Annotated in this window: 14 protein-coding genes; 11 read left to right on the top strand and 3 right to left on the bottom strand. The window is 60.4% G+C overall.

The window, feature by feature from the left end:
- Positions 1-54 precede the first annotated feature (54 nt).
- Genes ABWI03_RS01970 through ABWI03_RS01940 form a run of 7 tightly spaced genes read left to right on the top strand, consistent with a single transcriptional unit; the run spans position 55 to position 5,854 of the window.
- Positions 55-411, top strand: a complete 357-nt coding sequence (locus ABWI03_RS01970) for a hypothetical protein (RefSeq protein WP_007732768.1) — start codon at positions 55-57, stop codon at positions 409-411.
- Between the two features lie 47 nt (positions 412-458).
- Entirely contained in the window at positions 459-845 is a 387-nt protein-coding gene (locus ABWI03_RS01965; RefSeq protein WP_298777131.1) for a hypothetical protein, read from the top strand.
- Entirely contained in the window at positions 842-1,837 is a 996-nt protein-coding gene (locus ABWI03_RS01960; protein ID WP_124569594.1) for a dihydroxyacetone kinase subunit DhaK, read from the top strand. Before ABWI03_RS01965 ends, ABWI03_RS01960 begins: the two co-directional genes overlap by 4 nt.
- Before the next feature lie 32 nt (positions 1,838-1,869).
- Positions 1,870-2,499, top strand: a complete 630-nt coding sequence (gene dhaL, locus ABWI03_RS01955; RefSeq protein WP_029256296.1) for a dihydroxyacetone kinase subunit DhaL — start codon at positions 1,870-1,872, stop codon at positions 2,497-2,499.
- The gene (locus ABWI03_RS01950; RefSeq protein WP_020909189.1) at positions 2,496-3,389 is read left to right on the top strand and encodes a beta-keto acid cleavage family enzyme; all 894 of its coding nucleotides are present in this window, start codon (positions 2,496-2,498) and stop codon (positions 3,387-3,389) included. The genes dhaL and ABWI03_RS01950 overlap by 4 nt, the downstream gene beginning before the upstream one ends.
- Positions 3,382-5,112, top strand: coding sequence for an IlvD/Edd family dehydratase (locus tag ABWI03_RS01945; protein WP_298777132.1), 1,731 nt, complete (start codon positions 3,382-3,384; stop codon positions 5,110-5,112). The genes ABWI03_RS01950 and ABWI03_RS01945 overlap by 8 nt, the downstream gene beginning before the upstream one ends.
- The gene (locus tag ABWI03_RS01940; protein WP_166809081.1) at positions 5,099-5,854 is read left to right on the top strand and encodes an SDR family oxidoreductase; all 756 of its coding nucleotides are present in this window, start codon (positions 5,099-5,101) and stop codon (positions 5,852-5,854) included. Before ABWI03_RS01945 ends, ABWI03_RS01940 begins: the two co-directional genes overlap by 14 nt.
- A 5-nt stretch (positions 5,855-5,859) precedes the next feature.
- On the opposite strand, the gene ABWI03_RS01935 is transcribed toward ABWI03_RS01940, so the two are convergent.
- The 3 genes from ABWI03_RS01935 to ABWI03_RS01925 all read right to left on the bottom strand — a co-directional run bounded on the left by ABWI03_RS01935 (position 5,860) and on the right by ABWI03_RS01925 (position 9,139).
- Entirely contained in the window at positions 5,860-6,645 is a 786-nt protein-coding gene (locus ABWI03_RS01935) for an IclR family transcriptional regulator (protein WP_298777133.1), read from the bottom strand.
- A gap of 92 nt (positions 6,646-6,737) precedes the next feature.
- Complete coding sequence (locus tag ABWI03_RS01930; protein ID WP_298777134.1) at positions 6,738-8,294, bottom strand: alpha/beta fold hydrolase; 1,557 nt, start codon at positions 8,292-8,294, stop codon at positions 6,738-6,740.
- A 77-nt stretch (positions 8,295-8,371) separates the two neighbouring features.
- On the bottom strand, positions 8,372-9,139 hold the full coding sequence (locus ABWI03_RS01925; RefSeq protein WP_095968428.1) for a MerR family transcriptional regulator: 768 nt from the start codon (positions 9,137-9,139) through the stop codon (positions 8,372-8,374).
- Between the two features lie 174 nt (positions 9,140-9,313).
- On the opposite strand from ABWI03_RS01925, the gene ABWI03_RS01920 reads away from it, so the two are divergent.
- The 4 genes from ABWI03_RS01920 (at position 9,314) to ABWI03_RS01905 (ending at position 12,799) form a co-directional block, all read left to right on the top strand.
- Complete coding sequence (locus tag ABWI03_RS01920; protein WP_298777135.1) at positions 9,314-10,264, top strand: TauD/TfdA dioxygenase family protein; 951 nt, start codon at positions 9,314-9,316, stop codon at positions 10,262-10,264.
- Between the two features lie 142 nt (positions 10,265-10,406).
- Entirely contained in the window at positions 10,407-11,537 is a 1,131-nt protein-coding gene (locus ABWI03_RS01915) for an ABC transporter permease (RefSeq protein ID WP_298777759.1), read from the top strand.
- Positions 11,534-12,220 carry an ABC transporter ATP-binding protein gene (locus ABWI03_RS01910; protein ID WP_298777136.1) on the top strand — a complete coding sequence of 229 codons (687 nt, stop codon included), beginning with the start codon at positions 11,534-11,536 and terminating at the stop codon, positions 12,218-12,220. Before ABWI03_RS01915 ends, ABWI03_RS01910 begins: the two co-directional genes overlap by 4 nt.
- Positions 12,221-12,247: 27 nt before the next feature.
- The gene (locus ABWI03_RS01905) at positions 12,248-12,799 is read left to right on the top strand and encodes a TetR/AcrR family transcriptional regulator (protein WP_124569599.1); all 552 of its coding nucleotides are present in this window, start codon (positions 12,248-12,250) and stop codon (positions 12,797-12,799) included.

Here is a 12,799-nt window from a genome sequence, read left to right as displayed (position 1 = left end):
GAAGGTGCCGAACCTACTTTGGTTCATTCCTCTAACGGAAAGAGGGTGTGGATCATGGATTCGATTGCGTTTGCTTCTTCGGCTCAGGCCGGTGATGTGATCGTGACCGGATCACACGGAGGGACGAGTGCTGGAGAGTACGCCGTCGGGTTCGGGGTTCGTGTTGTGGTGTGCAATGACGCCGGCATAGGGAAGAACAAGGCCGGAATCGCAGGCTTGGCTGCGATCGATGCCCAGAAGATCGTCGGCATTGCAGTCGGACACGAGAGTTCGCGTATCGGAGATGGCAACGACGTGTGGGAGTGCGGCATCGTGACGTATGCCAATCCGACTGCGGTCGCAGCGGGTGTGCGTGTGGGCAGCCGCGTTTCCGAAGAAGTGCTGGCACTGATAGAGAGGAGCGTCGACTGATGTTTCGGAACATTGTCGGTGTGGAGAACGGTAGACAGATTGTTGTCATGGACAGTATGTCGCAGATCGAACGGTCGGACCGCGACCGCATCGTCGTTGCGGCATCCAACGGCGGTCAAGAGTCAGGGCGGATGGCGATTGCGACGGGCTGTGCGTTGGCTGTGCTGAACGATGCCGGAATCGGCAAGGATAACGCAGGGATCATCGGAATCGTCCGCATGGGAGATGCGGGACTTGCCGGCGTAGCGGTCAGTCACGACTCTGCCGAAATCAGCAATGGAATGGATATGTGGCACAACGGAACTGTCTCCTACGTCAACGAACCCGCGGCGTCGGCTGGGATACGGGTCGGTGACAATGTTCGCACGTGTGTGAGTGCGTTCGCGGTTTGCTTCCCTGTCGGTCCAATGTCGGCGTCCGAGAGTTCGTCATGATCGGCCATGTGGTCAATCGGCCCGAGGATGTAGTCCGCGAAGCGCTCGAAGGACTTCAGATCCTGCACCCGGAAATGCTCTCCTACCACCGAGATCCGTCGTTTGTGACTCGCGCGGTTGTCGCCCGAGACAAAGTTGTGTTGGTCTCGGGTGGCGGGGCCGGGCATGAGCCGCTACACGCGGAGTTCGTCGGATCCGGCATGTTGGACGCCGCAGTTCCTGGGTCGGTCTTCGCCAGTCCCACAGCCTTTCAGATCCGCGCTGCGGTCAATGCTGTCGAGACCGGACGGGGTGCCCTTCTCATCGTGAAGAACTACACCGGAGACAAACTGAATTTCTCGATCGCGGCCGAGTTACTCGGAACTGAGCGGCAAGTGGAGATCGTGATGGTCGACGACGATCTCGCGACGACGACTGCAGACGAGGGTGGACCTGGACGTCGTGGTACCGCTGCGGTAATTGCCGTGGAGAAGATTTGTGGGGCGGCCGCGGAACGGCACTGGGCGCTTTCCGAGATCGCTGACTTGGGGCGCCGGGTGGTGGCGGCGTCGGCGACGTTGGGTGCAGCTTTCCGCTCGTGCACGGCTCCCGGACAGGATCGTCCGTCCTTCGAACTGGCGCCGGGGGAGATGGAGTTCGGCATCGGAATCCATGGCGAGCGTGGACGTGAGACGCGTCCGACGGTTCCTGCAGCCGAACTCGTGGCGCAGTTGTCGGAGCCGATCCTCGATGCTGTCGGGGTGGAGCGCGGGGACGGTGTGATAGCGATAGTGAATGGGCTAGGGGCAACCCATGGACTCGAATTATCGATTGCCACTGCAGAATTGAAGTCTTTCCTCGGGGATGCCGGTATCGGTTTGGATCGGGTGATTGCAGGTTCTTTCGTCACTGCATTGGATATGCACGGGCTCTCTATCACCCTTCTCCGTTCGACCGAGGAGTTTCTGGATCTCTGGGATGCAACGGTACGCACTCCCGCACTCGCTTGGTAACTCGAATATGCACTACTGAAAAGAGTTTCATGATGACAACGTTGAGCGTCGGGGACACTCGGGCGTGGATCGATCGATTTGCCGACGCTGCCGAAGATCAATTCGATTCCCTCACAGATTTGGACCGGCTTGTCGGAGACGGCGATTTCGGAATGAATCTGCGGACGGGCCTGCGAAGTGCGGTGCAACGACTTCGTTCCGACCCGCCGACCAGTCCTGGTGAAGTGTTCGCCCGTACGTCGGATGCGTTTCTCGGCATCGGTGGGACAAGCGGACCACTTCTCGGTCTGTGGTTCGGCCGGATCGGAGCAGTCTCTGGAGTTGAAGTGACCGCAACAGACTTGGCTTCTGCCCTAGGTACGGCGACAGCTGCGGTGCAGCGTCTCGGCAATGCCCAGGTGGGTCACAAGACCATGGTCGACGCCATGGTCCCCGCAACCAGCGCATTGACCGAGGCGGCAGTCAGCGGGGCAACCTTGTCTGCTGCCTTGAGCTCTGCGGCCACGGCTGCGAGGCTCGGCGCCGAATCGACTCGCGCGATGCTCGCCCGCCGCGGACGCGCGACCTACGTGGGAGAACACGCCAGGGGCGTCGAGGACCCCGGGGCATCGGCGATTGCCATGTTCTTCGCCGCATCCAGCTACAAGAGCGTTCCGGCATGAGCGATCTGCGAGACAAGGTCATCGTCACAGTTGCCCCGACGGGTGGCTTCCTCACTGTTGCCGACAATCCGTTCATTCCGACTCAGCCTGAGCAGATTGCGGCGGATGTGGCACGCTGCCACAGCGCTGGAGCCAGCGTGGCAGCACTTCATGCTCGACGACCGGACGATCAAGCGACCTGTGATGCCGCAATCTATCGGCGGATGAATACGCTTGTCCGCCAAAGCTGCGACATCGTGATCAACAACTCGACCGGCGGCGGAGTCAACGGTGACATGGTGAGTGTTCGCAGTGACGGAACGCGCGTCGTGGACTGGGACGCGAGGCTGCAGGGCCTGCATGGCGGAGCAGACACATGCACGCTCGATGCCATCACGGCCTATGTGACATCACCGGTCGGTGAGGTACTGATGGACACGCCGCCCAGTCGTGCCGCCGAACTGGCAGCGTCAATGCGCGAACTAGGAATCAAACCTGAATGGGAGGCCTTCAGCCCGTCACATCTGCTCCAGGAGATACGTACGTTGACCGAAGAGCAGCCTGGCCCGCACCTCGTCAATCTTGTACTGGGACTTGATCGAACTTTTCAGAATGCGATGCCGTACTCCCCGCAGATCTTGCAGCAGATGGTGGAACACCTACCGGAGAAATCGGTCTTCTCCGTGAGTATCAGCGGGCCAGATCAACTGCGTGGTCTGACTCATGCACTCGTGCTCGGTGGGCACGTGCGTGTGGGAATCGAAGACTATCCGTTTCTCGCGAATGGGGAGCCGGCCGAGAACGTTCGTTTGGTGGAGAACATCGTCGACATCGTCCAGCGACTCGGAATGCAGCCTGCAACACCTGGGGAGGCAAGGGCAATCCTTGGTTTGGAGGGTTCGGATGAGTAGAACACCGACGAGTAGAACACTTCGCTCGCAGGATTGGTTCGGAGGCAATGATCTCAATGCATTCATCCACCGCTCGTGGATGAAGAACCAGGGTATCCCTGATCGGATGTTCGACGGCCGACCGGTTATCGGTATCTGCAACACGTATTCCGAGCTCACGCCGTGCAACGCTCACTTCAGAGATCTGGCCGAGCAGGTGCGACTGGGTGTCATCGAAGCGGGCGGATTTCCAGTTGAGTTTCCGGTGATGTCATTGGGTGAGACGATCATCCGCCCCACCACGATGCTCTATCGGAACCTCGTCAGCATGGACGTGGAGGAGTCGATTCGAGCCAATCCGATCGACGGCGTCGTACTGCTCTGCGGCTGCGACAAAACCACCCCGGCGCTGGTAATGGGCGCAGCCAGTTGTGACCTTCCCACCATTGTCGTATCCGGTGGGCCCATGTTGAACGGCCGCCATCAAGGTAAAACTGTCGGATCTGGAACCTCGGTGTTCGAGATGAGTGAAGCAGTGCGAGCGGGGTGCATGAGCGAATGTGAGTTCAGAGCAGCGGAATCGGCGATGTCTCGATCGCCTGGTCACTGCAACACTATGGGCACCGCGTCGACGATGGCTTCGATTGTCGAGACTTTGGGCCTCACGCTGCCCGGTAATGCTGCGATCCCGGCAGTGGATTCACGGCGACGTGTACTTGCACGCGACAGCGGCGTGAGAATCGTGGAGATGGTCGTCGAGAACCTGACGATGTCTTCGGTCGTCGACCGAAATTCATTCGAGAATGCGATCAAGGTGAACACGGCGATCGGTGGGTCCACCAACGCTGTGGTGCACTTGCTTGCCATCGCCGGGAGGCTGGAAATTCCCCTCGAACTCAGCGATTTCGGGGAGCAGAGTCGTGACGTTCCCCTGCTGGTCAACCTCATGCCTTCGGGTACCTATTTGATGGAAGATTTCTTCTACGCAGGCGGACTGCCCGCGGTGATCGCCGAGCTCGGAGACATCCTCCATCTGGATGCCGCCACGGTTACCGGAAAGACTCTCGGTGAGAACAACTCCGGCGAAACGATTTGGGATGACGACGTAATTCGTAGCACGGCGGCACCGTTGCTGGAGCAAGCCGGCATAGCGGTATTGACCGGCAATCTCGCGCCGAACGGTGCAGTGATCAAGCCGTCTGCGGCGTCGCCCGAGTTGCTCAGCCACGTGGGTCGTGCGGTCGTGTTTCACGGAATGGATGACTTCACGGCGCGCGTCGACTCGCCGGATCTCGACATCGAAGCCGACGACGTCATCGTCCTCACCGGTGCTGGGCCGAAGGGGTTTCCGGGGATGCCAGAGGTAGGTAATCTGCCACTCCCTCGAAGGCTGCTCGAGCAGGGTGTGCGAGACATGGTCAGGATCTCGGATGCGCGAATGAGCGGAACAGCCTTCGGCACAGTCGTTTTGCACGTTGCGCCTGAAGCGGGAGCCGGTGGGCCTCTCGGCGCCGTCAGGGATGGTGATTTGATCGAGTTGGATGTTGCTCGTGGAGTCTTGCGTGTACTCGTCGACGACGACGAGCTGGCCAGGCGTCTCGAGGCGTTGCCGCCGCGCTTACAAAAGAGTACGAGTGGGTATCAACGACTGTTCGTGGATCATGTGATGCAGGCCGACCGCGGAGTCGATTTCGATTTCCTGGTGGGCAGGCGTGGAACGGAGGTACACGGTGACAATCACTGAGCGTGTCGGCCGAGTCGTGGTCGTGACCGGTGCAGGGTCGGGACTCGGCCGCGCAATGGCCAGAGGTCTACTCGACGCCGGACACCACGTTGTATTGGCTGGTCGAAACAGCGTGAGCTTGGAAGGGACAGGTGGGGGTCACGAGCGTGCAGTGGTAATTCCCGCTGATGTGTCCTCGCCCGAATCGGTTCACCGGTTGTTCACATCCGTGACTGAGCGTTTCGGCAGACTCGATGTACTTGTCAACAACGCAGGGACATTCGGGCCGTCGGGGAGTGTGGACGAGATCGATCCTGAAGCGTGGAACGCGACAGTCGCAGCCAATCTCACCGGCGTATTCCTTTGTGCGCGTGAAGCGATTCGTATCATGAAAACACAGGATCCGAGAGGAGGCCGGATCATCAACAACGGTTCGCTCTCTGCTCACACACCACGGCCCGACAGCGCCGCCTACACTGCGAGCAAACACGGTGTGTCAGGCTTGACGAAGTCGATCTCTCTCGACGGCCGAGAGTTCGACATCTGCTGCAGTCAAATCGACATCGGTAATGCGGCAACTGATATGACAGCCGGAATCGGCCACTCCGCCAGACAATCCGACGGCACCACCAAGCCGGAGCCGACATTCGATCCACGTCATGTGGCGGACACCGTTGTACAACTGATCGATCTACCACTCGACGTGAATGTCCCGACTCTGACGATCATGGCCAACCGTATGCCGTACGTCGGGCGCGGTTGACGGCGTCAGCGTCGTTGTAGGACAGGGCGGACGACGGACTGGGCACTCGAGAGATCACGTGAGATGGCGATTGCCGTCGTCCGCACCGCCGCGTCGATACGGGTCAGATTTATTCGGCCTGCCATACCGGAAATGGAGATGGCGCCGAGGACGTCTTCGTCCGGGCCGAATATTGGTGCTGCGGCGCCGACGATCCGGGGAAATGCTTCCTGGCGGTCGAAGGCGACACCACGCTTGCGAACACGATCCAGTTCTCGGTGGAAGAGTTCGGGGTCGGTGATGGTGTTCTCGGTGTGTGCTTCGAGGACAGTGGGCATCGTGAAATCCCGAGAGTTGGTGAACGCCAATACTGCTTTGCCGGAACAACTTGCGTGTGCAGGCCACCGACCACCGATTTGCTGCGGAAGGCGTGGTCCGTCGTCGCCACGGAAGACATCAAGGTAAACCACGTCGAAACCGTCCAATACAGCGAGTCCCACGTTGTGCCCCGTTGCTTCACGCAAGGCCGAAAGGTGGCGCCGCGCTGCTTCGCGGAGGTTTCGCTGCCGTGGAACAGATTCGCCGATCTCGAACAGGAGGAGGCCCAAGCGGTAGTTGGTTCCTTGCCGTTCGAGCAACCCGACTCGGACGAGATCGTCGACCATTCGATACACCGTTGTTTTGGCCATGCCTGTCCGTCGAACAAGCGCTGCTGCGCTGAGAACGCCTGAGCTGTCACGAAAAGTCTTCAGGATCTCGGTGGAACGACCAATTGCCGAAATCTCGCCGTCGGCCCGATGAATGGGACTCACCGAACTATTCTGTCTGCCTGATGCGCGATTGTCGAGGGGCAATCGCGCATCAGATCACGCAGGTCTTCCGGCGACGGGATCACCGGATACCGTCACGACTCGCACACCACGTCCTCTTCCGGCAGTGTGCCGTCGAGCAGGTACGAGTTGACGGCGGCGTTTGCGCAAGTATTCGCGTAACCGGGGAACACCGCATGAGTTCGGCCTGGAACTGTCACGAGCCGTGAGCCTTTCATCGCTTCATGCATACCGAGTCCTTCGTCGTACGTCGTGCGGGTGTCACCGGTTGCCTGAATCTGCAATGTCGGAACGTTGTTGTCGATGTCGATCCGCGTCGGGGCCTCACTGCGCCAGAATGCACACGGCATGATCGTGTTGTGAGTGCCGGCAAAGATCGGCTGATCAGTGCGGTGCTCCTCCAACTTGTCGCGGTACCACTGGGGATCGCTCGGCATCGACACGTCTCCGCAGACAATGGCGATTGTTCCGGCATAGTCAGGGCCGGTTCCCAACTCGGTCTGGAACCACGCCTGCATCAGTCCCGTCAGCTGGGGATGGATGTTCTCGACGGTCTTGCCGGCGGCGAGATCGCGCAACTGAACCAATACCTGTGCGAATGCCTCGCTCTCCATCTCGGTGTCGCCGGTTCCGTTGACGTACATCAGGAATGGAAGGACGTGATCGTCTACGACGTAGTCACCGATACGAATCGGAGTGGTGGCAGCGTCCGAGATCAGCTTCTCGATGAGGGCTCGAACCTCGGCGGGCGTCGATCCGAGTGCATAGGTGGAGTTGTGTTCTGCTGCCCACCGCGAGAAACCGTCGATAGCCTTCTCGTTGGCCGGGCCCATGTCCTGGAACATTTCGTATCCGTATTTCTTCGGGTCCGGTGCACTGTCGAGAACCACACGGTCGATCCGGTCGGGGAACATTTGAGCATAGGTTGCACCTAGATATGTGCCGTACGACCACCCGAAGTACGACGCTTTCTCCTGGTCGAGGGCACCGCGAATCACGTCGAGATCGCGGGCGATGTTCTGAGTATTGATGTGCGGCAGATAGTCCGGGTACTTGTCCCAGCATTTGTCGGCGGCCTCGCGTGCGAGCGCAACACTCTCGTTCCACCCCTCATCCGTGGTACCGGGTGAACGCATCCATGTCATCTGCTCGACGCCGCAGTCGATCGGCGTGCTCTTGCCGAGTCCTCGGGTGTCCATACCGATGACGTCGTATGCCGCTGCGACTTCCGGTGTCATGCCCGCATTCAGAATCTCGGGCAAACCGAGACCTCGGCCGCCCGGGCCGCCGGGGTTGGTGAGCAGGATCCCGCGTCGCTGCGCGGGGTCGGTGGAGGCGACCCGCGAGATCGCCACTTCGATCGTCTTGCCGTCAGCGGCGGAATAGTCCAAAGGTACTGTGACCATGGCGCAGTCACTTGCCGTGGATGTCGCGGTATCGGCGGCGCACGGCCCCCATTCGACAGTCTGATCGTAGAACGCGCTGAGATCGGGTTGTGGAGCTGTCTGCGGGGCAGAAGGTTCCGAGCACGCCGCCAATGCGGGCACAGCGAGTGCGGCCGCAGCGACGGTGGAAGCCAGCCATTTTCGTGGTCGAGGCATGCGTGATCTGGGCATGATGGATCCAGTCATTGTCGTGTCCTTGCGTCGAGCCCTCTTCGGGCAGCATTGATCGCCCCACTTCTGATGTGGGGATTCGGTGTCGGGGTTCAGGGTCGGGATTGGCGGGCGGCGAACTCCGCAGCCACGGCCTTCGCGAATCTTTCCTGGGTGACGGTTCGTCGATCCGCTTGGTGTTCGCGCAGTACCGCTACCAGTCGAGTTGGGGAAGCGTTCTCCGGTGCAGCTTGTTCGGGTAGCACGCTCTCGGTGAAGTCGCAGAACTGAATGGCAAGGGCCGCAATTGTATCCGCGTCCGCCGGTGCGTCGGCGAGGGCATACATGCGAGCTATCAGTTCGATGGCCTGCTCGCGGTTCGGCTCAGCCAATACCCGGCGATGTGCGGACAGGAGTGAATCGCAGACCTCGGGATCACCCCCGGAGACCGTGAGTGCGAGGATCAGAAGTTCGCGCTCGTTGTCGATCCACGCTGTCGGCGCACCGGCAACGACATACTGTGCGAGCACTTCCGAAAATGCATCGGGTAGTTCAGGGTCGGCGTTTCGGCGTAGCGACTCGATGTGAGCACGCTGAACAGCGATCTGTTCGGCCTTTGTTGCCAAGTCCTTGTCGAGGGCATCGAGTGCGGACCGGGTGTCGTGAGCGTCGCCGTCGAGGAGTTCGGCGATCTTGGCGACAGGAATCCCCAGATCGCGCAGGCGGCGGATGCGGCTCAGTCGTGCCAGGTCCACCGCGCGGTACATGCGGTAGCCGTTCGGTTGGCGTTGTGGTTCTTCGAGAAGGCCGTTCGAGTGGTAGTAGCGCACGGATCTGACGGTGGTGCCGGCCAATTTGGCCAGCTCGCCGATGGTCATCATCGCCTTGCCCTCCCGTGATCGAATCGGATTCCGTCTGTGGAAACCATTCTCCAACCCTGACGCGGCGTCAGGGTCAAGGTTCGACCGGGGAACGTGACCGTTGACACATTAAGGATGAAACCTTAACGTGGATACCGTCCGTTACGACATTGTCGATTCCGAGGAAGTGCCCTGATGGCTACCCTTTTTCCTGCGGCAACAATCTTTCCGATCCCCACCGATCCGCTTGCTGCCTACGGTCCACTCGTTGCTCGCCGGAATCCCGAGTCGGTAGTTCCGGCGCCGTACGAACACTTTGCAGTCAAGGCGGTCGCGCCGACGATCGGAGCGGAAATCTCCGGTATTCGACTCAGCGGGGGCCTGTCCGATGCCGTGATTGCGGAACTCCGCCGAGCTCTCCTGGAATGGAAAGTCCTCTTCTTTCGGGATCAGGACCTCGACCGAGCGGAACATCGAGCATTTGCCGAGCGTTGGGGCGATCTGGAACAGCATCCGTTCTTCAAGTACACGCAGCCCGGGCAGACGGACGTCGATGTCACGACGCTGGCCAAGGATGGGATGGTCGGCGGCGTCGAGAACAACTGGCACAACGACGTGACGTGGCACGAGTTTCCATCGTTTGCTGCCGTGCTTCGTGCAGTCGAGGTGCCAGAGGTGGGTGGTGACACATTGTGGGCTGACACCGCTGCTGCCTACGATCTGCTTCCGGAAGACGTCAAGAGGCGAATCGATCCTCTTGTTGCTGAACATGATTGGATCAATTCTTTCGGGAGGTCGATGCCGGCCGATGCCGTCGAGATGCTGCGGCCTGAGTTTCCTGCTGTGCGGCACCCCGTGGTGCGGGTCATTCCCGAAAGCGGCAGGCGGGTGTTGTTCGTCAACATGACCTTCACGCAGAAAATCTTGGGGGTATCCGAAGAGGAGTCGAACGAGCTTCTCGCGATGCTCTACCGGCACGTCAACCGTCCGGAGTTTCAGGTCCGTCTCAAGTGGGAGCCGAATACCGTTGCCTTCTGGGACAACCGAACGTGCCAGCACTATGCAGCCAGCGACTACTTCCCGGCGAGACGTGTGATGGACCGAATCTCGATTGTGGGAGATCGACCAGTGGGCATTGTGGGTTGATTCGGCACTCACTGCTTCGGTTGCCTACTACAAGTCGTAGTTATGTACCTCACATAGCTTTTCGACGCCTTGTCGATATGATTTCGACAAGGCGTCGATAAAAGTCGGCGTGACTCGCATCGACGACTTTGGAGCTTCCCGAATGTTCCTCGCCCTGCGTGAACTGTGGTTTGCGCGAAATCGATTCCTCTTGATGGGTGCCGTGGTTGCCCTCATCGCGATCCTGATGGTGATCCTGTCCGGGCTCTCGTCCGGCCTGGTCAACGATGGTGTGTCCGCGTTGCAGCGGACACCGATCCAGGCATTCGCCTTCGCTCCGGACACGAAGGCAGACTCTGCCTTTTCACGGTCGGTCGTCACCGAAGAGCAGGCGCAGGCATGGCGCGCGCAACCGGATGTCCAAGACGCCGAACTGTTCGGAAACATGATCGTCAATGCAAAAACTCGCAGTGGCACTCCCGTCGATCTCACTCTTTTCGGCATCGAACCGGGCTCGTTCCTCGAACCCGCCCCTGCCGACGGGAGGGCTTTGCTCGCTGACACCGACATCATCGTCAGCTCCACCTTCCGTGACGACGGTGTCTCGATCGGTGACACCGTCGTACTCGACCGACTCGGCACCGAGCTGACAGTGGTCGGATTCACCGAAGACAAACGCACTTTCGGACACGTCGACGTCGCCTACCTGCCCTTGCATACCTGGCAGGAGGTACACGCCGGCGCCAAGATCGGCGAAACTGTCAACGCCAGTGCGTATTCCGAGGCAAGTGTTGTGGCAATCCGAGGCAAGGGCGATGCGTTGCCGGACCTCGCATCGGGAGATGCGGCGGCGGGAACGTCTGCCAAGACGCTCGAGGACTCTTTCGACTCGTCGCCGGGTTTCTCCGCGGAAATGATGACGATGTCGATGATCAAGGCGTTTCTGTACGCGATCTCCGCGCTGGTTGTCGGCGCATTCTTCAGTATCTGGACTGTTCAGCGCGGTCGTGAACTCGCAGTGTTGCGTGCGATGGGTGCTTCCACCGGTTTCCTGCTCCGCGACGGATTGACGCAGGCATTGGTGGTGCTGCTCGGCTCCATCGGTGTTGGCGTCCTACTCGGGTTGGGTCTCGGCTCGGGACTCGAAGGTGGAGGAATGCCGTTCGCTCTCGAGTCCGGTCCGATCGTCAACGGCGCTGCGCTCTTGGCGGTACTCGGGCTGATGGGCGCAGCCGTTGCCATCGTCCGCATCACCCGTGTCAACCCGCTCACCGCGTTGGGAGAAAACCGATGACCACAGTCGAAAAGACCACTACCGGATTGACATTGGACGCGGTCTGTCTTCGATTCGGTGACGGTGACTCCACCGTGCTCGCCCTCGACGACGTGAATCTCGACGTCCGGCGTGGGGAACTCGTCGCGATCGTCGGGCCGTCAGGCGCTGGTAAGTCGAGCTTGCTCGCTGTCGCAGGCGGCCTCGCGCGTACCTCGAGTGGGTCGGTCGTCATAGACGGCACCGACGTCACGGCCATGCCGGCCCGTGCCCTGGCCGAACTCCGGCGAGACAAGATCGGATTCGTCTTTCAATCCGGAAACCTTGTTCCGGCGTTGACGGCGCGTGATCAGCTTCGGCTGGTTGCCAAGATTACGGGGCGGTCCGGACGCGACGCCGATGAACTGCTCGACTCGGTCGGTATGAGTCACCGTGCCGATCGCCGGCCCGGGCAGCTCTCCGGAGGCGAACGTCAACGTGTGGGTATCGCTCGGGCACTGATGAGTAATCCCTCGCTCCTGCTCGTAGACGAGCCGACGGCTGCTCTCGACCGCAAGCGCAGCCACGAAGTGGTTGAACTGCTCTCGCGCGAAACTCATGAAGCAGGCGTCGCTACGATCATGGTGACCCATGATCACGACGTGCTCGGGCACTGCGACCGCATCCTCGAAATGGTTGACGGTCGATTGCGTCAGAGCGAGTAAGCCCGCAAGGGGACTGGAGGAGATTCGGTGCCGAGGATCGATGCCCCCACTGTGGCCGAGCATCGCGCTGCTCAGCGCCGTTCTCTCCTCGACGCTGCACACGCTCTTCTGTCCGAGACCCCGGACCGGCCGCCGGGGCTCGGTGAGGTTGCAGCGAAGGCCGGGCTGGCCAGGTCGAGTGCCTACCACTATTTCCGGTCCCGAGAGGATCTCCTCAGCGCTGTCGTCGAAGACATGTTCCCGCGCTGGAACGACAAGATCGTCGAGGCGATGGCAGGCGCCGACGATCCGGTATGGGCGTACGTCGAAGCAAATCTGCAATTGGTTGCCGACGGGGAGCATGCGATAGTCGGAGCGCTGGCGACGCTGACCCCGCAAACGTTTCGAGATTCGCGGATCATGGAAATGCACGACAGTCTTGTGCTTCCTCTGGTCGAGGCACTCCGTCTCCGCGGTGTGTCGGACCCCAAGCTCACCGCGAAGTTGATCAACTCGCTCGTGCATACGGGTACAGAACTGATCGAATCCGGTTGCAGCATGGACGAAGTCAGGTCCGCCGTGCGCGAGGTCCTCGCGTGA

The sequence above is a fragment of the Rhodococcus baikonurensis genome (assembly GCF_040489275.1).
Classification (GTDB): Bacteria; Actinomycetota; Actinomycetes; order Mycobacteriales; family Mycobacteriaceae; genus Rhodococcus_F; species Rhodococcus_F baikonurensis.
This window is presented reverse-complemented; position numbering and strand designations above follow the sequence as displayed.